Genomic DNA, 26,075 nt, shown 5'->3' with positions numbered 1-26,075 from the left:
TGCATTACTCTTTTTTACTTAGTTTATGAAACATTTCAGCAAAGGCTATTTCTATAAAGATAGCTACTTCCATGTTTGTTTTACCTTCTTCTAACATATCTAAAATAGTATTCAAATAGGTTTCTTTAAAATTATAAAAATCTCCATTTTCTCTATATAAATCGTTCTTTTGAAGGTTTTCTAACTGCCTTAACATATACTGATTAGCTATGTAGGCTGATTCTCTTTTCCTTAAAAACAATTGTACTTCTTTGCTCTCTTTTTTAGTAGAATTGTTATATATAGATAGTGCTTTTTTATACTTCTGTTCTACTGACCACTCTAAGGATTTTGCATCTCTATATAGGCTTTTTAATCCCTTAAATGCTAACTCATAATACGTATTTATATAATCTTGATTTTTATATAAATGATCTAAATACTCAATCGCTTTTTTCTTATACTTATTTTTAGATTTTAGTTCTGCATCTTTTAACTCTTGTTCTAATATCAAAAGCTTCTTCTCTATCACAGCTACTTTTTTAATTTCTTTAAACTTTTTGGCTTTTCCAATAATTAATACTTCTGGAGTAATTTCATTCGGATTCCCTGTAAAGGTATACTCTTTATAGGTAAAACTAAATTTTTTCTTGTTTTTTTCTATTTCATTTTTCCTTTTAGCTGAAAGGTCAAAAGCGTAGTTGTAGCCAAACGTTATAGTTATATCTTGAGTGTTTTTAAAATCATTTGCTCTGAATAACTGAATAGCACTCAAGTTAAAATTATGTTTTTCTTTATATACATAATTCCCTGTTAATCTAATGTTTGTTGCACTTGTCTTATTCTCTTTACTATTATTTTGATTATAAGAAGTACTCAAAGTGGTATTCAGTTTATCCTTTAAAAATTTTTTATTAACCGCCAATGTTGGTCCCCATGTGTAAGAATCTTCTCTTCCTATGGTGTTGTAAGTTGTATTTATAGCAGAAGTTATATTGAGTTTTCTTTGTGGTAACCCCAGTGTATAAGAAGTATTAAAATTATGAAATGTTGAACCATTTCCTATACGTACTATTCCATTTTCTGCGTTTGCCACTGTAGCCAACGAATAATTTGTGTTCAAATTTTGTCTTCTTGTTTTACTGTTTTCTAAAATATAACTTAGATTAACATTGGCATTTTGGGATAATTGCCTGTAATTGAAACGCTCTGCTTGGTTGTCTAACAAATTATCGTCATTGATAATCTCAAATTGATCTAACCTATTATTCGTAAATGTAGAAAAGTTAGAGTAGCTGCCCGTTATGTTTACTTTTTTACTCATCGCAAACGTGGCATTTACACTTCCTACGGTTCTGCTCGTATTTGTTTCTTTTTGGTTTGCTAAATCATCGCGTTGGTATCCTATATTAAATCCTAAGTTTATTTTATTATTAAATAAAATGGTGTTTCCATTTAGAGTTATGTTCTCAAAATCATTATTAAAAAAATAGGCTCCTAATGTTTGATATCCAGGGTCAATACGTTCATACCCAACCCCAAATCGATAGTTATCGAAGCTGTATTCCATTTCGGTTTTAAATGCTTTGTAATGCTCTGTTGAGGCTCTGTTATTAAACAGTAAACCTGCAACGCCACTACTATGATTCACTATTTCTGCTCTTAAATCTTGGGTTATGGCAGTTGAAGCATACTCTCCTTTAAAACGAAGCCCATCCATTACCGTTACAGCTCCAGATATACTTAACACTAAATTTTCTTTGGGCAACACCCTTTTTTCTTCTGGTACTGCGCTAATTGAGTTGATGTTGTCTTTTGCATAAAAACCTATCAACTCTAGATTATACTTTTCTTTTTTAAACCCTATTCTTGCACCATATCCCATACGTTTAAAAGCGGGTTGTGTTCTGGCATCTTCAGTATCTTCTGTAGCTTTTAGTAGTTGTCCGTACATCGCTGAAAAGGTAAGACTTCCTTTTGGGGTTAACTCTATACCTCCTCCAGTAAATTGATGTCCTGCCAAGGTATACGGAGAAAAACTCATACTCACATCTCCTAAATGAGCTTGTACCCATCGATATTTAGGATGTAAACTCAAACGATTAAAACTAAATGGTAATTGATATTCTAAGTCGCCTCCTTGATTGGAAAAACTATAGCTTATAGGTATTGAAAATTCGTAAGCACTAAAATTTAAACTTCCTTGCAAAAAGTAGGTAAAGGGGTCTCTTGCATTGTTTTGATTGGATGAATAAAATACAGCATTGGCGGCAATAGCACCACTTACTTTAAAGGGGGTTCCTCTTCCTATATTTTCAAAATCTAGCTGCTGTGCAACTATATTTGACACAAAAAATATAGCTAGACTTAGCACTATTGCTCTTAGCTTTTCTATCTTCATTATTATCATTAATATTACTTTTTCTTTTTCATCACTGTTTGGCAAAACATCCTTGAGAATCTTTCACTCTGATTTTGTATGCTCCTTTATTTAAATTATTTATTCTTGTGGTGCTTGCATTCGCAAATTGAAACCAAGTGTCATTATCTTCATTGTTCCCTGTATATTGTATCCAATCAACTCCATTGAAAATTTGTAATTCTCCATTTTTAGTTAGTTGATATAAAAAGGTTCTATTTGTTTCTCCTGTAGCACTTACGTCTATATATCCATCATTTATTGCGAAACAGTTTTGGTCTGCTATTGCCGTGATTTTGAAATCGACTTTAGTTGTTTCTTCCATTTTCACAGTACGCGATGTTAATGACGTCCATACTTGTTCTCCCATATCTCTATTAAGTGTTTGGTATTTTACTTGGTACATACCTTTATCTAATTCTTCGGGAATTGTATATGTATAATTTCCATTTGTATAGATTAAATTTTCGGTTGAAAAACTTTTATAAAAATTATATGTATTTAAATTATTTTCTCTTTCAATATAAAGTGCAATTAACATTTTTTCTTGGTTATGTAATTGTCGCTCAAAATTTAGGGTAATGCCTCCATCTGAACTATAATTACAAGTTGTTTTTTTTACTGTATGCGAAACAATTTTGGGTGGATTATCAATTAAGTAATAACTCACTATTGTAGAATAATAATCTGAATTACATGTTTCTATCATAAATTGTATTGTTTTTCCTATATAATCTCCTTGTAAAAAGTCTTGGGGTCTCTTCTGTAATATCGGTCCATCTGAAACTGGCACTGTTATTGGAATTCCCAATACAGTTGTTTGTCTAGTTGAAACATACTTCCAAGGGTCAGTTCCTAATTTATATCGCCATATATAGGTTTTATTTAAAAAACCAGATGTAGCACTTGTCAAAAAAAATTGATCTGGAGCTATATTGTTATCTGAAGATCCTGTCAAGTTAATTATGGGGTAAATATTATAACTAAAACTAACAGGAGTCATCCTTGGTGAATAGCTTTCGCTAAATGCTCCTTCAATACAATCGGAACTGAATAGTATCTCCTTTGTTGCTTTTGCATCTGTTCCTGTTCTAAAATTTACAAATACGTAACAGGTAATTTTTATCGGTCTACTATAGGCTGTAAATGGAGCAATACTGTAATTTACTTCATTATCTCCTCGATTTCTTATGGGACGATAATACAACGTTTTTTTGGTACCGTTTGCATAATGTATTTGTATATTAATATTGGAACTTGTATTATTTTTAACTCCCTTATTAATTCTATAATTCAAATTGAAAAACTCAACTCTATACTTTGCCTGAGCTAAAGTATTTATTGAGTATAGAATTATAGTCATTATTATTAGTTTCTTTACTTCTTTTTTCACACTTTATATTTTATTTCTTATTCTTTGTTTCATCTTCCTACTCTCACTAGAACGAACGTGACAGTCGAACTCCCTCCGATGGAGCAAGCGTCGCGATTGTGTTTTTATATAGTTTTATTCCTTTCATATATCTCTAAAACTGTTTAATCATCTTGGTAATTTCTCGTATTGCTATATTTCATACCTTTCCTTTGCTGAAAGAAAATCAAACTATCAATTATTATATCTTTATACTCATTTCTTGTGAATACATCTAACCAATTTACTACTACAAAGCTTACAAAATATAAGCATTTTGAATTATGAAATTTATAGTTTCTACTAATTTTTTTCCTTTTCATCGAAACCACACGAACGGATTCGGGCAGCAGCGGGGGCTATAAAATATACTCGTATTAAGCCTATTGCCCTATATTTTGTTGACATTCTTACTTCTTCATTTGTCATGATTTTTCGTTTTTTAAGAATTTATTATTACTTAATCGTTATTGGTACGGATTATAAATCCACGCTATCGGGCAGCACCACTTACTTTAAAGGGCTTCCTCTTCCTATATTTTCGAAATCTAGCTGCTGTGCAACTATATTCGACACAAAAAATATAGCTAGACTTAGCACTATTGCTCTTAGCTTTTCTATCTTCATAATACTCATTGATACTACTTTTTCTTTTTTATCACTGTTTAGCGAAACATCCTTGTGAATCTTTCACTTTTATCTTGTATGCTCCTTTATTTAAATTATTTATTCTTGTGGTGCTTGCATTCGCAAATTGAAACCAAGTGTCATTATCTTCATTGTTCCCTGTATATTGTATCCAATCAACTCCATTGAAAATTTGTAATTCTCCATTTTTAGTTAGTTGATATAAGAAAGTTCTATTCGGTTCTCCTGTAGCACTCACCTCTATATATCCATCATTTATTGCGAAACAGTTTTGGTCTGCTGAGCTTGTGATGTTGAAATTGACAGGTGTAGCAGCCGTGATGGTAAAAGGATTTGAAAACTCAAGGCTATTCCATGTACTGTCTGTTTGATCTATTCCTCCTGTACCCGTATGTGTTTGATATTTTACTCTGTAACTTCCTGCGTCTAAAGGTTTATTCCATGTATAGCTATAGACTCCCGAATTATTGGTTAACGTTGATGTAAATTCTTGATCATATATTAAATTATCATCTGTTCCATCGTATAAAGTCATTACCAATTCTTCAGATTCTATCTTTCTATCAAAATTTAAAGTCAAGGTGCCATCTGCTTTATAATTACAGCTTGTACTTTGAGTTACTACGGGTTCTTGGAGTTGAGGGGAGCAGCTAATCATTGCATAGGATCGGACTTCTGTATATTTACCTGTACAATATTTTTGCATTCTAAAATTTATTGTTTTATTAAGGTAGTCTGAAGTTTTATTTCCAAATATATCAATAGGTTCAAAAGTAATGGTATGCTTTCCTTGAAATTGAGCTGGGAAATTCGTCCATTTATCAATCGCTGTGCTTAAAAAATCATAATATTGCCAAACATACACTTCGGGTAAAAAACCATCTTGGTCTACATTTAATGTAATAACACAGGGATTTCCAGGAGGTTTTGGATTAATTTCTGTATACGGTTCAATATCCACTTTTACGGTATTGCTAAAAGTTGACACATACGTAGTTTTAGAATCACAATGGTTATAATTAACATTTACCGTATTTCCTTCATCTAAAATTACATTACCAGCAATAGTTCTTGCATATATGTTATCTGAAATAATATTGGGTAAAAAATCTATAATCGCCACTGCGTTTATTTTGCTATCTATAAGATTATTACAATGCGCTGAAGCTAAGAGAAAGCTTTGATTTGTATTGGTATTTCGCAAAAATATGCGATGGTATGAAATTTCAATTGGATCGGGGTTACAAGGCTCTGCCTGTGCCGTAGCAGAATAGGTAATTTTATATTTTTGAGAATATCCATAAAAAGATCCCAAAAACAAAATGATACATAACACTATTTTTTTTCATTCATGATCGTTTCACTCTTAATTCTTTATCGCTGGTGCAAGCGTCTGAATTGTGCTTTTATATAGTTTTATTCCTTTCATATATCTCTAAAACTGCTTAATCAACTTGGTAATTTCTCGTATTGCTATATTTCATACCTTTCCTTTGCAGAAAGAAAATCAAACTATCAATTATCATATCTTTATACTCATTTCTTGTGAATACATCTAACCAATTTACTACTACAAAGCTTACAAAATATAAGCCTCCTGGATTATGAAATTTATAGTTTCTACTCATTTTTTGCCTTTTCTTTTAATTCTTACTTATCGAAACCACACGAAAGGATTCGTGCGGCAGCGGGGCACGGATTGCAAATCCGCGCTAGCGGGAATTTACGACCACAATTTTTTTAGTTTAGACCAAATGCTATTCATATTACTTTTTTGTGCTTTAGCAATATTCCAGCCGTTATTTTTATACGTTTTTTGTAACTGCTTTAAAGTCTCTTCTGATTCTAACGTATATTCTATATACTCTTGCGCTCTTCCTAAAGGTATAACAAGCTCTGGAGCAGTAACCACTATTTTATTCCATGGCTTCCAATATTCTTTTAACTCTCCATGTGTTAGTGCATAATGTGTTAAGATTGCTTCAATAAAATACTCTTGTAGCTCTAATGGAAGAATACGTTTTTCTCCTTGTAAGAATAGCTCTATTTTGTAATATACTTTTTTAGTTTCCATATTAATTATGAACGTAAATAAACCACTATCCCAAGATTTTTCATGGTCACAAACCGCTCCTTCTTCATCATATATGGGTGTACGTAAATTATTGGCTATTTCATAATCATAAATCTGCGTACGCATATCCTCATAAACATAATTTGAAAATAGTAATGCACTTTCTTGTTTACTCTTCTTTATTCTTTCTTCATTCATTCTATATTCAACAGTGAAATCTTCTCTAGTTATATATAGAAAGACTTCATTGAAATCTCTTTCTTTTTTTCCTTGCAAATAATCACCAAAAATACTATGTAAAATAGGCCCTGTCTCAAAAACGTCTGTAACAAATACAAACTCTTGTTGATCAAAATAATATCTAACAGAATCACTGCAAACCCTTCCGTTAAAAACTATTTGACATAAAATTTCATCCCATTGTTTATCTTTTAATTCTTTTTTAATATAATCTATTAAAACCGTGTAGTTATTTTTACTTAAGCTCATCTTAAAAAGGATTATCTATTTCTCTAAATTCTTCTTGTAAACTAACTGGTGTTCCGTTTTGAGATATTTTAACACGAAACATCGTTGGTCTACCAGGTCTGTTAACATCTCCGAAAACAGGGAGTACTTCAAATTTAAACGTATCTCCAGAGTTCGCATCTTTTAAACTTTTTAAATATTCTTCCATTTTTCTCCAGGTTCCAGGATCTAATTTTTGGTTATAATTTCTATTCTGTGGAAAATAATTTATCTGCTCAACAGGTCCTCCACTTTCAGCACTAATCATATGACCTCCATCATCTGGTGGTGAACCAGTATTTCCATCTTTTATATTTTTCGCCTTTTGTTGAGAATTTTCATAACGTCTGGTTGGAACATCATATCTAACATTATTATCGGTTATTTTATGAACTCTTCCTAAGGCATCTGTTTCGAAAATAAAACGACCATTATCTACCTCATATCTAAAACCTTTCATTAAAGGTGGATCTACATCTAGTAAATAATTAATTTTTCTTGTATTTGCAGCATCTCCAGGACCACCAGTGGCTTTCATAAATAATTTACCATCTTGCTTTTTGGCAAATTCTGCCCATACTTTAGGGTTTCCGTCAATATCTTCTACAAACATAATGGCCTCTCCTACTTTTTCAATCTTCCAATTAGCTGGCACTCTACTTTTCTCTAACATTATAATAAACTCATCAAATCTAGATTGCCCCAGTACAGCTAATAAATCTGCTTTAGTTGCTTTAGACAGCTCTTTTACATAGTTTTTAAATAATGTTACAGACTCACCTGAACCTGTTGCTGTAGCTATGTTAAAATCATCTACTACACCATCTGTTTTTGCTACTTTCCAGTTATTTGTCTCTATCACTCCATTTTCATAAATTTTTACATCACCTGTAGAATGTATGATATCTCTACCTAAAGATTGACTAATTTCAATTGCAGAGTTACTATCATTACATGAAAGCAAACGGATAGTTTTCGTTGGGTCAGCATCTTTTAATTTATCTGCTAATTGAACCGCTTCAATGGTTTCCTCTACACCATTTAAAATTATAGTAAATTTCCCTGGCTCTTTAACAGAAGCGTGTATAACTATATCTAAATATTTACCTGACTTGTTAGTTATAAGTGATTTATTTAAAATTTTAATTTCTGTCTCAACTAAGTTTACAACATCATCAGATATTCTATTGAAATCTAATATTTCTCCGTTAGAAGAAACACTAAACAGCATTCTTCTTAAGCTTGAGTATATCTTTTTTATTTTTTCTGAAGGTACACCGCTTTCAACAAGGTTATCATACTTAATAGCGATATCTGCTATTTTATTTCTTAATGTTTTTATGTATGCTACTCTATCGGTCTCCTTCAGTGCTTTAATAGCTTTAGCTAACTTGGTTAAGTCTAAGTCTAGCTTTACATTTTCTAAGTTTTTAGCATTTTTAACAAAACTCCTAAAAGCATCTGTCCCTGATTCTAAAGTCTTAGTTGCACTTATTCTTAATTTTGCTAGTCCTTTTGGTATAGTTGCTACGGCAGCCGGTAGATTTGCTAATCCCCAAGCCATGTTAGCTATCTCGAGACCATCTACAAAGTCATCCCCAAAAATTTTCTTCATTTCATCTCCTTGAATGGCGATTAATGCATCTGTTGATGCGAAGAAAATTTCGGCTCCAAGAACCGCTAAAGAAGCTCCTCCCGTTCCTACCGCTGCTGCGGCTGATGCTACCACTACTACTACATCTCCTCCTACACGTAATACAGTACTTAACTGCTGTGAATCGATATAACCATCCATCCACGCTAAATAGAATGCTGGAATAGCTAATATATCTCCTTTATTATAGGTTAGTGTTTCACTTACTTTTACATCTTCTAAAAGCTCAATAAAAACATAATCAAAAGGTTTGAAAGTCCTTGCTAAAATATCCTTATTCTTACCGTCTGAATCCTTTATATTAATAGTAACACTAATTAATTTATTGGCTGTTATCGCTTCAGCTTCTAATTTGTAATCATTTAACCCATCAGTTCCATTAAAAAACGAAGCTCTTGTCATTGGCACATAATTCCCATTTATTATATCAATACCATCTACTTTAGAACTCAGGTACTTCTGCTTTTCGTCTTTATAGTCAATTAAATCATCAGGAAAAACACTTTCTGCCAATTCTCCTGCCATTATAAAGTTCTTGCCAAATAAAGTAACAAAGTTTTCAAAACGTTTATTATCGCCATCAATCGCAGCCCACCAATCGCGACTTTTAAGTACCTCCCAAATTTTAAAGAATAACTCATATTCATCCTTCTTAAATTCTTCAATAAATTCTCTCGCTTGGCTGCTTGACATATCACTAAACATAGCCGAAATTATATCTTCTTGATCTGAAGAGAACCAGAACCAGTTCCATGTTTTACCTTTAGAAATGGCATGATTAATTATGTCTATTCTATCTTGAACTTTACCTTCAGTCGCTTCTGAAATTAATTTTGAATATGTTTCTGATAATTTAAATAGATAGTCTGTTGAACCGCTAAGTGCTTCAGCACATTTAATAAATAATTCATGTTTATTATGAGATAACTTACCATAAATAAAGTCTTTATCTTCTTGGGTACTTATACCATTTAAAATTCCTACTAAAAGTTCTCCAAATGAGTTTTCTTCACTTGAAAAAGCATCTGGGTTGTCAAGTAACCAGTTAACCAGCACTATTTTATCAGTTATCTTACCCTCTTCATCTATAAGCTTAGAAAAACCTTCTATTGTTCTTTTTAAAAGTTCTTCTGCCTTATTATGAGGAGGATGCTCACCTACTGATTTAATAAATTGTAAAAACTTTTCGAAATTATTTTCTGATAAATAGGTGTAAAACTTCTGTTTATCGCTTGGAAACTTAGTGAATAGGAATGATTTAAAAATTTTATTCCAATACCCATTGCCAACAAATTCAGTATTACTTAAGTTAATGTTTTCAAATAAGTATATAACATCCTGTGATGTCCCTTTTTCTGCTATTAATGTTATTAAAGTTTGATAAGTATCATTCCATAGTTTGCTAGTATACCTTTGCTTACGTAGACTATTATGGTAATCTTTAAATAATTTGAAATTATTCTCTTGAAGAGATGTAAAATAATACTCTCTTTCTGCCACTTTTATATCCTTGTTAAAAATTTGGTTGATGTTATCTTCCGACACTAAATGAGCTGATTTAGGATCATTCATTGGGTCATCAGCTTGAAATTGGATTAATAACTTTATTAAATCAACTCTTACATCTACTGTACTACTATTATTATGCATGAATAGTAGAACCTCTAGGAAGTTTTTAAGACTATCTTTTCCAAACCAATAGAATGAAGAATCTTCAATTCTATTTAATAAATTAGCGTAAATTTTATTATTGTTTTCTTTAAGTACGTTAAAGAATTTTTCATAATTAGAAGACTTTATTACAGCCATCAATCTTAAAATAGCTATCTCTTTCTCTTCTTTTATCTCTTCTGAAACGGCTAGTATTCTAAATATTTTGATAATTTCTTCGTCTGCGAATAACCTTAAAGAACTTAAACAATTACTATTTATAGCATCAACTATTTCATTTTCAGTTGCTGAATTATTTGAAAAAACAATCTTTATTTTGTCAAATCCTTCTTGTACTGTTTTTGCATTAGCACAAGGAGAGCTAGCATCATTTTTTAATATGTCAGCTAATAAATTTGCAGCTTTACATGAAGGGTCAAGTTTATTATAAGAATATAATTTCCATTTAGGATTTTGCTTTTTAACTTCTTCATTTATCTTATTTATAACATCAGCTACAGAATTGAATGAATCTTTTTCCCATTGAATTTCAGTAACATTATATGTGCAATTATCGCGAGAAACTTTGATTTTTGCTAAACCTTTATTTGTTATTTTTATATTATAAGGAATCGTTTTTCCTTCATTGCTAACATAACTAACTTTATTACCGTTAACTTGTGCGTAATAAATATCAAATACTTCTTCATTATCTCTATTGGGATACACTTTATATCCATACCTTAAGTAGGGATACTTTTTGTCAATTATTCCTACTACTTTTATTTTACTCTCATCATATTCAACTAGTGTTATAATGTTACCTAAGAAATCAATTCCATCATTCGCTCTATCCTCCCCAGCCTCATCTCCTTGAAACCAATAGAGTTGAATACCTGGTGCGTGCAGTTTTTGCCAATCCATATGGCTAAAAGCGGTACCTGTACCATAACTCATTAAATAATGGTTTTCATTTCGGGCTTCTTCGGCATTGTATTGGTCGAACGGATGTTTGAGTCCGAAAATACCATGCCCTAGTTCGTGTGCTGCGATACGTCCTGCATCTTGTTGAGTAAATACAAAACCAAACTGACGTTTTAACGGCATAAAACCGTTTAAGGCTTTAGATAAGGTAACTTTTTTATCATCTAAAAAGAACATATAGTAACGTTCTTTTTCAACATTCATATCAGGTATGTTCTTAAATGCTGATATAATCGCTTTTTCCCCTTCCGTATAGTTTGACAGCATATCGCTATCGCCTACGTCTAAATTACCTAAACCAAGATTGATACTTTCTGTATTAATATTGAAGTGTATACCCGCTTTGTTGTATATCTCGTTAATTCTTTCTTTGATATTTGTTAACGGAGCATCGTCTACAGAAACTAAAGTTAGATTAATGGTTTGCTGCTGTGTGTGCCATACGTTTAGCTTTCCTGCTATGGTATATTTTTCTGTCGAATCTTTGGGTTTTACCGTTGCTAAAATCTCTTCTTTAGCAAATTCGAATCGTCTTTGTAACGCTAATGTAGCTTCATTACCCGACCAAGTGGTCGTCACAGCCGTTCCTTCTTTGGTTTTAAAAACAATATCGTTTTTTGTCTTTCCGTTGCTAAATTTTACCGTAGCTTTTACACTATCTGTTGTATGTTCTGGTAAATCACTTAATAGTTTATATAATACCGAATATTCACCATCATCATGCTTTTTGATAAACTCATATTCGTTTTTATACGTATCAGATTTAATATCCTCTTGATAGAAATCTGTTCCATAATACCCAGACGGATTAAACGTTACTTCGACATCTTTAGAGGATATCTGTGTTACCTTTCCTGAATTTGAAATTCCCTCGGTAGTATCTTTTGACGGTGCCCCTCCTTCGGCAGCTTTACCTTTGGTAACTTTGCCATTTTCATGTACCGTCCATTGATCTCCATTTTTATCGGTTATGGTAACTGGTTTTTGAGTTTGAATTGGAATAGGGTCTCCTTCCTCGGGTATAATTAAAATATTTCCATTTTCATCAACAGTAACGTCTTTTATATCGGTATTGGTAGCATCAAAGTTTTCAATCGCTCCATTATCTCCAACAATATCATTAATCACCTCATCGGCGTCAAATATATTTTTCCAATCGGGGTCGTAATCGGTTACCACCACCCCATCGGTAAGTTCATAACTACTATTTACTTGAACATTTTTAAATACTACTTTAATCCGTGTATATTTACCTATATTAATTGATCCGCTGGATGCAATGTTGACAGCATCGATAATCTCTTTTAAATTTTCTAAAAAAGGGAGGGTAATATATCCCCAACCACTAAACGTACCGTTACTACCTGTTACTTCACGAGTGGTTACGGGAAAGTCTCCTGCAGTAAAAGTTTCATTAATGCCTAATTTTGGTAAGGGTTCTTTGTTGGTAATATTAATTTGAGGTGTTAATCCACAGTTGTAATACGCCGCTTCGTCATTACTTGGGGTGGTAAATTCTTGAATATTAGAATAGGCAAATCCTGATAATTGAGTACACTCTCCTCCTACACGGAATTCATACACCGTGTCGGGCTCTAGATTACGGATTTTCCCTTCATTGGTGAAGCTATTGACTTCAAACCAATCGTCGTCGCTAAACCCTTTTTTCCGGTACTGAATTCTGTAACGTAAATGTTCTGAGCTTTGCCAGTTCACTTGAACTGACTCTGCTGTTAAGGCTTGTGAAATAACGAAACTAGGGGTTTGACAATTTTCTATGTATTTAAACCAAAAGATTTCACTTTTTCCGTCGTTTTTAAACACCGAGGTCTCATTTATACCATCGCTTACAAAAGCTCGTACTTGCCATCCGTAAATTTTACCTGAAAGTAGTTGTGGAGCTTCAGGACCTACTAATAATGTTGTGTTATAAATATTAGTTTGATAAAAAGGAACGGATGCTAAAAAGTTTGCTTGTGGGTTTTGTATATCCCACAGTTCTTTTAGCGTAAACTCATATTGTACATTGTTTGCATTGCTATGGCGAGGTGTCCATGTAAATAATATGTTTTGTGGGTTCGTAGCATTTACTATATTGTCTCTAAATGGTAGGTTTAAAATTGGCGGATCGTTTTGTAACAAGTAGGCTGTTGTGCAGCTTTTGGCTGATACTCTTCTATTGGTAAAATAATCGTATACTTCAAAACAGAAATTATATCCTCCATTTGGTAATGGCAAATTATATTGCTCTGGTGTAATTCCTGCTAAATTATTTAATTGAAAATACGGTTGTAGGTCTACATTTGATAATCGTAGATTTATTCCTCCATCAAGATATATTGGCGTTTCTCCTATTATCACATCACGAGTGGTTATAGAAAGCCCCTGACCCTCTATATACATTTTTAATCGTACCCTACGTCCTATTTCATTTACATCGGTTAATAAAATATTTACATATAGTTTTTCACTAGTCGTCGTTGCATAGTCAGATATTTTTAAGCTATAAGGAGGTATTAACTGTGGCGTAACTTGTACGGGGTAAGTTTGAGAGTGTAGTACTGCACATACAAATACAGCTAACAATATTGCTATTCTTTTGAATGTATTCCTGTTTTTTGAATTACTTTTCATATACTTTTTCTTATTTCGTTTCCTTTTGAACCTTTATATCTACAATGATGTATGAATTAACCCCATCTTTTACAAACTGTCTTATTTTGATTGCTCCTTTTCTACTATCTGATGTTTTAAAAGGTATAATTCTTGGTACTATGGTATTATCAAATTCTTTCAATCCTTCATCGGTTTCATCTATTGTTAACTCCACCAATACTTCATCGTTTGTCATGCTATTAAAATCTGTAACTGACAATAAGGTACCACAGCTACATGATTCTTGTTTGTTGATGAGCTGGGTTGTTTGGGCATTCGGAATGGTTGAAAAAGCGAGGCTTGTAGCTTGATGTGGACTTACAAATTTATTGTATGAAAACGATTCATTTAATCCGAAGAACACGATATCTATTTTACCCCCTGTCTCATCATCGACTTCATTATCTGTATATACTTTTCTTGTTTTTGTTGAAAAGAAAGCACCTATGAAATTCTGTTTATGTGCTGTATTAATTCCTAACTTTATGTTCTCAAAACTTCTTAAATTAGTGTTCTCATATACTGTTATTGTTTTAGAAACTATTTTTTCTTCTTTTCCGTTAGATGCTCTCAACTGTATTGTATGTGTGCCTGGCGTTTGAATTTCAATTTCTGGATTTTCTTCTAGACTACTTGTTATAGTTGCCCCATTAAAAGTCCAACTATAATCGGTCGCACTTACACTTTTATTGGTAAAACTTACGTTGACAGGAACTTGGTAATCATCGTCTTCAAAAGCAACTGAATATTCAAAATCGGCAGTTAGATAAGGGGCTACTTCTATGATTTTCTCTTGCGTGTAGTTTTCTTCTCCATTACTCACTTTTAACCGAATGGTATGCTTTCCTGGAGTTGCGAAGGTTACATTTTGTGGATGCTGTTCTGTTGATGTTTCTGGATTTCCTCCTTGGAAAAACCATTGAAAAGAAGTGGCTCCTTGGGTTTTATTGTTTAACTTTACTTCTACTGGTGAAAAATTATTTTCTACTATTTCAGCATTGAAATCAATAAGAACGGTTGGTTTTACTGTTATTTCTTGAGTTTTTGTATCTATGCTTCCATCTCTGTTGGATGCTTCTAAAGTAATTGTATAGCTTCCTTCTTGGTTGTAGGTAATAATTCCAGGATTTCTATTGGATGAACTATTGGGTTCACCACCTTCAAAAGTCCAAGAATAGGTATCTGCTCCTTCAGTATCGTTAACAATTTTCACTTTAACGGGTACTGTGTAATCTTGATTTACTATCTCTGTACTAAAGTCAACGACTACGGGTAGCGCTACTTCTTCTACACATGCGTATATTGTGAAAGATACTAGTATGAAAAATATAATTTTCTTCATTATTCAATAATTACTTTTTGAATTCTTTTTGCTTTTGGTGTTTCTAACAATAATACATATACCCCGGCAGAGACATTCATATCATAGGGTATTTCGTATTCTTTTTTACCTTTTAATAACTTATCTGCTATTACTGAGTTTGCTCCTAAACTAAATAAACGTAAAGAAATTTCGGCTTCTTTTTCTAATTCTATATCAACCTTAAACTGACCTTTATTTGGATTTGAATACACCATAAATTCTTTTATGAATGGTTTCTTAGCGTCTCCAACGTCTGTTAAGTTTCTTGCTTTTAAAACAGTTACTGTTTTTGTTGTCACTTTTTTACAATTACCCTCTGTTGAAATTAGAGATATGTCGTAATCTCCTGGTGCAGGGAAACGTAAGACTAACCCTTCGTCTGTTTGTTGAACTATAGTAACATTAGAAGGAATTTCCCATGTTACTTTTTCACTTATTGGGTTAGATACATTGATTAATACTACATCTTCACCCACAAAGGCTTGTGAAGTTATTAGTATTTGGGCATCAATGACTACATCAGATTTATATATCGTGATTTCTCTTGATATTTTACATCCATCAACTGTTGTTATTGTGATAGTATAAACTCCTTCTTCTGACAATAATACCACGCTTTCGTTACTTGTAAAACCATTGGTTGATGTCCATGAATACGAAGTGATAGCGTCCATTGTAACATCGTACTCTATAGTTTCTCCATAACATAAAGTTACTTCATTCGGAATAATTTCAAAAATAATTTCTTCTGCATTTTGAATCGAAATATCTTTGGTGATTTGACAGCCTTTTTGGTCTGTAACTGTAGCAGTATAAGTCCCTGCACATAGTTCTCTTATGATACTTCCTGTTTGTCCTGTATTCCAATTAATTTGATATGGTTTTACTCCTCCTTCAATAGTTAATTCTATTTCTCCTGAACAACTATCATAACAGATAACGTCTTTAATGTTTTCTTTAATGGTTAAAGGACTTGAATTTTGAAGGCTTATATTTTCTGATGTTTGGCAACCATTAGCATCAGTTATTAATACAAAATAACTTCCTAAAGAAATATTATTTATAACTGCTGTATTATGACCTGAACTCCACTCATAATTATATGGAGGTGTTCCTCCCACTACATTGGCTGTTATAGTCCAATCGTTATTCAAGCCGCAGCCTGTTGCACTTTCTTGTAAAAAAACTTGTAATACTTGAGGTTCTGAAATAATTAGTTCGGCACTTTGAGCGGTATTATTATTTGCGTCTGTTATTACGACATAATAGCTTCCTATACCAATGTTAGTTAAGGAGTTTGCAGTAGATAATACTGTTGTATTTTCCACTTCATACCACTTGTATTGATACGGTGGCACACCTCCTGAAACTGTAGACTTTATACTTGCACTTGCATATCCTTTACATAGTACAATATTATCTTGATTTAATGTTACTTCCAACTCATTTGGCTGAGTTATAGTATAATCTTTACTTAAACTACAGTTTTGTGCATCTGTAATTGTTAATGTATATGTTCCGCTTACTACATTTAATAAATCTTCGGTTGTTGTTACTATTGTTCCTGATTCGTTCTTCCATTCATAAACATAGGCTTCTGTTCCTCCTGTTACTGTAACATCTATTTGTCCGTTTGACAATCCAAAACCACTTACATTCGTAACTACTTCTTCAATAGTTAAAGCTTCTGGTTGTGTTAATTCAAATGTGAACGTCTTTTCTAGTCCTGCTTCTTTTAACAAACAACCATTTCCGTCTTTTATCTGAATGCTATATGTTCCTATTGATAATCCTTCTAAAATTATATTTGAAGAGGTACTTATCCATCCTCCATATATACCATTATCTTTTTTAAGTTGGTACTCGTAATTTCCTACTCCTCCGTTTATTTCTATAGATATTTCTCCATCATTGCTCTCAAAACAACTCAAATTTGTATGTGATGCTGTTGCTGTAATTAATGTAGGTTGCGTTATTTCATAAACACTGCTGGTTGCTTCATTAAAATTAATATCTACCACCTTTACATAATACGAACCAACTGGCAAATTGTTTAGAATTTCTGAGTTTCCTATAACAGTTCCTGTTGTTGCATTGTACCATGTATAGGTATTTCCTCCTGCTCCTCCTGTACTTGTTAATTCTAAAACTCCTGTAGCTTCTCCGTTACAATAAATTTCTTCTACCTGTGTAATTGAAATCGTTAAAAGGTCAGGTTGAGTTATCGTATAATCTTTACTTAAACTACAGCTTTGTGCATCTGTAATTGTTAATGTATATGTTCCGCTTACTACATTTAATAAATCTTCGGTTGTTGTTACTACTGTTCCTGATTCGTTCTTCCATTCATAAACATAGGCTTCTGTTCCTCCTGTTACTGTAACATCTATTTGTCCGTTTGACAATCCAAAACCACTTACATTCGTAACTACTTCTTCAATAGTTAAAGCTTCTGGTTGTGTTAATTCAAATGTGAACGTCTTTTCTAGTCCTGCTTCTTTCAACAAACAACCGTTTCCGTCTTTTATCTGAATGCTATATGTTCCTATTGATAATCCTTCTAAAATTATATTTGAAGAGGTACTTATCCATCCTCCATATATACCATTATCTTTTTTAAGTTGGTACTCGTAATTTCCTACTCCTCCGTTTATTTCTATAGATATTTTTCCATCATTGCTCTCAAAACAACTCAAATTTGTATGTGATGCTGTTGCTGTAATTAATGTAGGTTGCGTTATTTCATAAACACTGCTGGTTGCTTCAACACCATTTGCATCTACCACCTTTACATAATACGAACCAGCTGGCAAATTGTTTAGAATTTCTGAGTTTCCTATAACAGTTCCTGTTGTTGCATTGTACCATGTATAGGTATTTCCTCCTACTCCTCCTGTACTTGTTAATTCTAAAACTCCTGTAGCTTCTCCATGACAATTAATCGTTGCTACTTGCGAAATTGAAATAATCAAAGGCTTTGGCTCTCCTAAAACAAAGATATCTGTCAATGCACAGCCTTTACTATCGATAACTTGAAACATGTAATCTCCTGCAGGTATATTAGAAACTGTTTTTGTTGTACTCTTCTCTACTCCGTTATTATCTGTCCATTTGAATATGTATGGAGGTGATCCTCCTAAAACGTCTAAAGAAATTGAGCCATCACTGTTCCCTGCTCCTGAGGGTTGACTGTAAACAATATTTGCTATTCTATATTCTGCTGGTTCACGTATCGTTATGGTTCGTTCTATTGCTGGACTCGGACAATTATTATCATCCGTAATCTTTACAATATACACTCCTGCAAACTGATTCTCTAATTTTGGAACAACCGTATTTGCTATAGGACTCGTAGGATTACTCGATTTAAACCATGCATATTTATAAGAACCTGTGCCTCCTGTTACTACTAATTCTATAGCTCCTGTTTGACCTCCTTTACATGATACATCGGTAATAACAGTCTTGGAATCATCTAAAACTACTTCGGTTGGATTTACTAAAGTTTCCTGTGCTTCTTTCTTATTCCCGTTAGAATCGGTTACTTCTAATTTATAGGTCCCAAAACCTACTGTTAAAGTTGGGGTTGTTCCTATTACTGTAGGTAAATCAGTTACATTATACCATTGATAAGTATAATCTGATCCTGATGATAAAAATCCTCCTGATACCGTAGAACTTATTGTTCCCTCTCCATTATAACACGTAATTTCTGAGTCTATCGATAAGGAAACTCCTAAAGCTGCTGGTTCTTGTACCGTATATGATGCTTGTGTTATACAGTTTTTTGAATCTATAACCGTCATCTCATATACAATGCCTGAAATAGATCCGGCTAATCCTGTTGCTGGATTTGTTGTCTTTAAAACAGTCGCATTGCCTTTTTCCCGTAACTCATAACGATAAGGTGCTGTCCCTCCTGACACTACTACCGATATTTCTCCGTTGCTTACTCCAAAGGTTGTCGCATCTGTTGCTATTCCTGAATCTATTTTTAAATCTAATAAAGGCTCATTTATCGTTATGGTTCGTTCTATTGCTGGACTCGGACAATTATTATCATCCGTAATCTTTACAATATACACTCCTGCAAACTGATTCTCTAATTTTGGAACAATCGTATTTGCTATAGGACTCGTAGGATTACTCGATTTAAACCATGCATATTTATAAGAACCTGTGCCTCCTGTTACTACTAATTCTATAGCTCCTGTTTGATCTCCTTTACATGATACATCGGTAATAACAGTCTTGGAATCATCTAAAACTACTTCGGTTGGATTTACTAAAGTTTCCTGTGCTTCTTTCTTATTCCCGTTAGAATCGGTTACTTCCAATTTATAGGTCCCAAAACCTGCTGTTAAAGTTGGGGTTGTTCCTATTACTGTAGCTAAATCAGTTACATTATACCATTGATAAGTATAATCTGATCCTGATGATAAAAATCCTCCTGATACCGTAGAACTTATTGTTCCCTCTCCATTATAACACGTAATTTCTGAGTCTATCGATAAGGAAACTCCTAAAGCTGCTGGTTCTTGTACCGTATATGATGCTTGTGTTATACAGTTTTTTGAATCTATAACCGTCATCTCATATACAATGCCTGAAATAGATCCGGCTAATCCTGTTGCTGGATTTGTTGTCTTTAAAACAGTCGCATTGCCTTTTTCCCGTAACTCATAACGATAAGGTGCTGTCCCTCCTGACACTACTACCGATATTTCTCCGTTACTTACTCCAAAGGTTGTCGCATCTGTTGCTATTCCTGAATCTATTTTTAAATCTAATAAAGGCTCATTTATCGTTATGGTTCGTTCTATTGCTGGACTCGGACAATTATTATCATCCGTAATCTTTACAATATACACTCCTGCAAACTGATTCTCTAATTTTGGAACAACCGTATTTGCTATAGGACTCGTAGGATTACTCGATTTAAACCATGCATATTTATAAGAACCTGTGCCTCCTGTTACTACTATTTCTATAGCTCCTGTTTGACCTCCTTTACATGATACATCGGTAATAACAGTCTTGGAATCATCTAAAACTACTTCGGTTGGATTTACTAAAGTTTCCTGTGCTTCTTTCTTATTCCCGTTAGAATCGGTTACTTCCAATTTATAGGTCCCAAAACCTGCTGTTAAAGTTGGGGTTGTTCCTATTACTGTAGCTAAATCAGTTACATTATACCATTGATAAGTATAATCTGATCCTGATGATAAAAATCCTCCTGATACCGTAGAACTTATTGTTCCCTCTCCATTATAACACGCAATTTCTGAGTCTATCGATAAGGAAACTCCTATAGCTGCTGGTTCTTGTACCGTATATGATGCTTGTGTTATACAGTTTTTTGAATCTATAACCGTCATCTCATATACAATGCCTGAAATAGATCCGGCTAATCCTGTTGCTGGATTTGTTGTCTTTAAAACAGTCGCATTGCCTTTTTCCCGTAACTCATAACGATAAGGTGCTGTCCCTCCTGACACTACTACCGATATTTCTCCGTTACTTACTCCAAAGGTTGTCGCATCTGTTGCTATTCCTGAATCTATTTTTAAATCTAATAAAGGCTCATTTATCGTTATGGTTCGTTCTATTGCTGGACTCGGACAATTATTATCATCCGTAATCTTTACAATATACACTCCTGCAAACTGATTCTCTAATTTTGGAACAACCGTATTTGCTATAGGACTCGTGGGATTACTCGATTTAAACCATGCATATTTATAAGAACCTGTGCCTCCTGTTACTACTAATTCTATAGCTCCTGTTTGACCTCCTTTACATGATACATCGGTAATAACAGTCTTGGAATCATCTAAAACTACTTCAGTTGGATTTACTAAAGTGATTGTTTCAGAATATTTTGTTATACCATTTCCACCATTATCTTTTATTTCTACCCCATATCTTCCAGCACTTAGCCCTTGTACTGTTAAGTTTGTTTCTCCTGAAAGAAAAGACTTTGAATTATCTGACAACACTTCATACCAGTGGTAAGTATATTCTTTCACCCCCCCAGTTACAGTTGCATTTATTTTACCATCAGAATCGTTGTTACAGAATAAAATACCGTCTGTTGGTACTTCAACATTAATAATTAGTTCTTCTGGTTCAAAAATTGTATAAAAAAACTCTTCCGTACATCCTTTAGCATCAGTAACTAACACCTTATAATCTCCTCCTTTTATATTAGGAATCGTAGCGTTATTAATATTTAGGTTATTTCCTAATCCGTCAAACCATTGGTATGAATAAGGAATTGTTCCTCCAGAAACTTGTACTGTAATGCTTCCGTCAGGAGTTAAGCCTAAGGCATCAATATCATTAGAATTTGCAGTAGCGTCTTGATGTGAATTATACTCTACAGAAAGAAATTCCATTGGTTCAGTAACTGTATATGTTCTTTTTAAAACACAGTTATTTGAATCTGTTACTGTAACAGTATAGGAACCTGCTGAAAGACCTGATACATCTCTAGTAGTCTCATCATTTGACCAAACATAGGAATAGGATGTTGTTCCTCCGCTTACATTCAATACTATTGCTCCATCGCCACCCCCTTTACAAGAAACATTTTTAATGGTCTCTCCTATTGATAACGATGATATTGGTTGTGAAATAGTGATTGTTCCAGAATCTTTTGTTTCTACTATATTGCTATTATATATGACTGATACATTTGCCTTATATTCTCCTGCAGGTAAATTATTTATCACTGAAGTAGTACCTGTTATTAAATTCCAAACACCTCCTGTTTTTTTATACCATTTATAAGTATAGGTAGAACTTGCTCCTCCAACAACACTTGCCGATACACTTCCTGTTTGTGCCCCAAAACATTTTACATCAGTTTTTGATAATTGGATATCTAATGGTTCAGGGTCAGTTAATGTTATTGAAAAATTATCAGGACCAGGACATCCTTTTGCATCTGTTACAACAACCTTGTAAATTCCTTCTCCTAAATTAGACGTGTTTTGTGTAGTGGTAAAGGGAGTTGTATTTCCATTTTTAAACCATTCGTAACTATAGGGGGCGGTACCTCCTGTAACAGAAATATTGATAAATCCATCACTTGCACTTGCAAAAGTAGGATTGCCATCGCTTACTTTTTGTATACTGAGAGCCTGCGTAGGTTCAGAAATTGCTTTTATTATAATATTAGATTCACATTTATTATCATCAACTACTTTTAGGGTATATCCTTGAGCTCTCAAGCCACTAACTATTTTGGTACTACTAAAAGTTCCTGCTTGTGGATTATTATCTATCAGTAATGTGTATGGAGGAGTTCCTCCACTCATTGATACGGTAATAGTTCCATCATTTCCTCCTTTACAAGATACATTGTTAAATGATGTTACTGTAGGTGTTACTAGTGCAGTAGGTTCTGATAAATTTAAAGTTGCTGTTTTAGTAACGTTATACTTATCTTTAACTTCTATTTTATAATTTCCTGCCAATAAATCTACAAAATCAGTTTGACTTTCGGTATATTTTGAATACGCAACGTATTGTGTTTTTAGTGCTGTAGCACTTCCATCTTTATAAATATTAACAGTATATGTACCATTACTTGGAGACAATCCCCCTTTCACAAATGCAGTTATTGTACCTCTTTGCCCATTACATAATATTGCTTGACTATCACCTCTTATGGTTAAAGGTTCTGGATTCGATAATGTGATGCTTTTAATGATTCGATTACATTCATTTCCTGTGGTAGCGTATTTGCTATCTCTAAGTTCTACTTTGTAAGTTCCATAACCTAAATTTGAGATTACTGTTGGTCCTGAAATTGCGGTTCCTCCTGAGTTAACGAGTACATTATTCTTATATAGAAAGTACACATAGTTTGACCATCCCCCAGAGGGTTGTATCTGAATTGCTCCTGTATTGGTATTGTATTCTTGAACCTCCTGACTCTGAGTCAATTCTAAATCTAAGGCAGCAGTAGGTCCCATTATATCAAATTGAATATATTTTGTGCCGTCGGCATCGTACCCTACTGTTCCTTTATCCTGTGCTGCTACGTGTACTGAAAACAGCAACAATATAGTAATAACTATAATGTTATATTTTCTTCCATGTATTTTTCTTCTTACTTTCATAGTATTATTCTTTATTTAGCCAAGCATTCATTGTTGTCTCTTACTCTTATTTTTATAATTCCTGAAGATAATCCTCCTATGATAACTGCTTTTACTGTTGCATCTACTAGGTCAAAAGGAATCCAATTCCCATCTCCATTTAATTCGTATTCATAGCCTCTTCCTGTTCCCCCATTGGTATTATACAATTGAATTTTGCCATCGTTCGTATTAAAACAAGACCTATCGTTTAATTTTTGAGCACTAAAAGTGACGTTTGTAGGTTTTGAAATGGTAAAATTGGGTGTCTTCACTAATTTGTCCCAAGAGGAACCGTCGTCTGGGTCTTGAGGAGTCGGAATTGCTAGATTCTTATTTTGAGTTTGATACAAAAAGTAATACTCATCAACATCTAACAAGTTTGGCCATTTATATATATAGTTACTAGCATCTAAACTTGTTAATGCCCCTAACATAGATTCCTGCCCTATTAACACTCCATCTTTGTTATATAAAGTGACTACTAAACGCTCCTCTATATCTAAATCTCTGTTAAGTTTTAAGGAAATTTGTCCATCTTTATCATATGAACAAGTCGTATTTATTTGCTCATGATAACCATTGAATTCGGGAGAGCAGCCAATAACAGTATAGGTTTTAGGAGCCACAAATTCATTACTTGTTACATAACCTGTTTGAAAATGAATGCTTCTTCTAGGGTCATTTATATCTAGTGTATTTATATCAATACTTTTATTTGCATAAAGTTCTCCTATGTTTACATTAAGGGTAGCTGTAGCACTTGCTAAATCTTCCCACAAACCATTACCTATTTTGTATTGCCAATCATAACCTCCACGTAATTCTATCACATCTAAAGGACATAAAGGTTCACTATTACTAGGACCAACAAGGTGTATAGGATATACTGTTTGTTGAAAACTACATCCTCCAAAGCTTAGAGTCCCTCTAACATTAAAATCTTCTTTTAAAACTATTTCTTCTCTTGTATATTCACAATCTGGGTAATTTGCTAGTTTAACAGCGTAATTATAAACTTTTATCATTGACTGATTGAAATTATCAGGTAAGTACTTAAAATCAAAATACACATTACCTAAAGTGCTAGGAGAAGCAAAATAGCTATGATCACCAACTGCCCCAAGATTAGTACTTATAGAAACACTTCCGTTGTTAGCATGCAAATAATCTACTATTGTTGTTTTTACTAAATACGCATATTCTGGATTTTGCCCAGAGGTAGTTCGTGTTAAGAAAACTAAAACTATAAATAATGTTATTTTTTTTACCTTGCTACACATTTTTCGCTGTCTCTAACTCTTATTTTGTAAACTCCTTTTCCTAATCCATTTATTATTGTAGAATTTCCAGTAAATGAAATCCAAGAATTATTATTTATTTGATATTCAAAGGTTCTTCCTGTTTCCCCTGTCACATCAAAAAGTTCCATCTTACCATCGTTTACTTTAAAGCAGTTTTCATCGTTGAGTTTTTTTGCTTTGAATTCTACTTTGGTTGCTGTAGGTATTGTAAATGAGTTTGATACATTTAAACTTGCCCAACTCGGGTCTGTTTCTGGTATTCCTCCATTTCCTATTAATGTTTGAAATTTTATTAGATATGGTATATCTGGTAACAAACCTCCTTGCCACGTATAACTATAGGCACCATTATTATTAAGTAATATGGTAGTCTCTTCTTGTGTTAAAAAGCTATAACCATTGGGGTTAGTATTGTCTTCTTTGTATAAAGAAACTATCATTTTTTCATTTGTAATCAAATCCCTATTTACTATCATTGTGAAGCTTCCATCGCTACTATAATTACATAAGGTTGGTATAAGTGTAGGAGGATCATACACCAATTCAGGTGAACATTCAATTAACTGTATAGTGTAGGTACTGAAAGAGTAAATAACATCATTGGTAAAAGGTGCAGTAAACTTAAACCGTAATTGTAAGTTACCGTTAAATTGACTTCTCCAACCTGTTCCAAAAATATCTAACAAACTCACATTTAAAGGGTACCTATTTTGATAACTTGGAATCGGTTTCCAACCCGTAGTACTGTAATACTCCCATACCAAACCTGTTACATCATGGTTTACTCCATCTGAATACTGAGAAAACAGGGGTTGTCGCTCACATCTTCTATCTACTGGAGAAGTTATTTTTGGTAACAAAACAGCATGATAGTTTATAGGAAAACAAGCATCAGACCCACATTCTATAGGATCAGGTCCATTGTATGAGTTATAATAAGAGTCATAATGATTAAATGTTTTTTCATACTCAATACCGCTACATACCTCAGAATATTGTCCACATGGTCCGTTACATCCATATGGATCTGGATCATCATTATAACCTTCCTGATAATCTATCTTTATGTAAACTGAATTGTTATTAATAACATAACCTCCAGTACCATAATTATAAGAATACCCACTATTGTAATCACCTAGCCTTCCATCACAATCTCCTGCACCATCTGAACCCGTATTATTTACTGGTAACTTCACCAAAACATACAACTCCGATTGAGAGAATCCCGTATAGTAAATTAACAAGAAAGTAAATAATAGTATTCTTCTTTTCATAAC

The 26,075-nt window shown here is 33.2% G+C and carries 11 protein-coding genes; all 11 read right to left on the bottom strand.

What is annotated here, in order from left to right:
- Positions 1-4: 4 nt before the first annotated feature.
- Positions 5-2,329, bottom strand: coding sequence for a hypothetical protein (locus P8625_RS02395; protein WP_279651910.1), 2,325 nt, complete (start codon positions 2,327-2,329; stop codon positions 5-7).
- An 82-nt stretch (positions 2,330-2,411) separates the two neighbouring features.
- Positions 2,412-3,761: a hypothetical protein gene (locus tag P8625_RS02390; RefSeq protein WP_279651909.1), complete on the bottom strand. Its 1,350-nt coding sequence runs from the start codon at positions 3,759-3,761 to the stop codon at positions 2,412-2,414.
- A gap of 351 nt (positions 3,762-4,112) precedes the next feature.
- Complete coding sequence (locus P8625_RS02385) at positions 4,113-4,238, bottom strand: hypothetical protein (protein WP_279651908.1); 126 nt, start codon at positions 4,236-4,238, stop codon at positions 4,113-4,115.
- 229 nt (positions 4,239-4,467) lie between these two features.
- Positions 4,468-5,772, bottom strand: a complete 1,305-nt coding sequence (locus P8625_RS02380) for a hypothetical protein (protein WP_279651907.1) — start codon at positions 5,770-5,772, stop codon at positions 4,468-4,470.
- A 130-nt stretch (positions 5,773-5,902) separates the two neighbouring features.
- Positions 5,903-6,085 carry a hypothetical protein gene (locus tag P8625_RS02375; RefSeq protein WP_279651906.1) on the bottom strand — a complete coding sequence of 61 codons (183 nt, stop codon included), beginning with the start codon at positions 6,083-6,085 and terminating at the stop codon, positions 5,903-5,905.
- Positions 6,086-6,180: 95 nt separating this feature from the next.
- Positions 6,181-7,020, bottom strand: coding sequence for a hypothetical protein (locus P8625_RS02370; protein ID WP_279651905.1), 840 nt, complete (start codon positions 7,018-7,020; stop codon positions 6,181-6,183).
- A gap of 1 nt (position 7,021) precedes the next feature.
- Complete coding sequence (locus P8625_RS02365) at positions 7,022-13,960, bottom strand: DNA/RNA non-specific endonuclease (RefSeq protein ID WP_279651904.1); 6,939 nt, start codon at positions 13,958-13,960, stop codon at positions 7,022-7,024.
- A gap of 10 nt (positions 13,961-13,970) precedes the next feature.
- Positions 13,971-15,323 carry a PKD domain-containing protein gene (locus P8625_RS02360; protein WP_279651903.1) on the bottom strand — a complete coding sequence of 451 codons (1,353 nt, stop codon included), beginning with the start codon at positions 15,321-15,323 and terminating at the stop codon, positions 13,971-13,973.
- A complete protein-coding gene (locus P8625_RS02355) occupies positions 15,323-23,473 on the bottom strand; it encodes a hypothetical protein (RefSeq protein WP_279651902.1) in 8,151 nt (2,716 codons plus the stop codon). Before P8625_RS02355 ends, P8625_RS02360 begins: the two co-directional genes overlap by 1 nt.
- A gap of 11 nt (positions 23,474-23,484) precedes the next feature.
- Positions 23,485-24,774, bottom strand: coding sequence for a hypothetical protein (locus P8625_RS02350; RefSeq protein ID WP_279651901.1), 1,290 nt, complete (start codon positions 24,772-24,774; stop codon positions 23,485-23,487).
- Positions 24,759-26,072 carry a hypothetical protein gene (locus P8625_RS02345; protein ID WP_279651900.1) on the bottom strand — a complete coding sequence of 438 codons (1,314 nt, stop codon included), beginning with the start codon at positions 26,070-26,072 and terminating at the stop codon, positions 24,759-24,761. Before P8625_RS02345 ends, P8625_RS02350 begins: the two co-directional genes overlap by 16 nt.
- Between the last annotated feature and the right edge of the window lie 3 nt (positions 26,073-26,075).

Origin of the sequence: Tenacibaculum tangerinum (assembly GCF_029853675.1) — a bacterium.
GTDB lineage: Bacteria > Bacteroidota > Bacteroidia > Flavobacteriales > Flavobacteriaceae > Polaribacter > Polaribacter tangerinum_A.
This window is presented reverse-complemented; position numbering and strand designations above follow the sequence as displayed.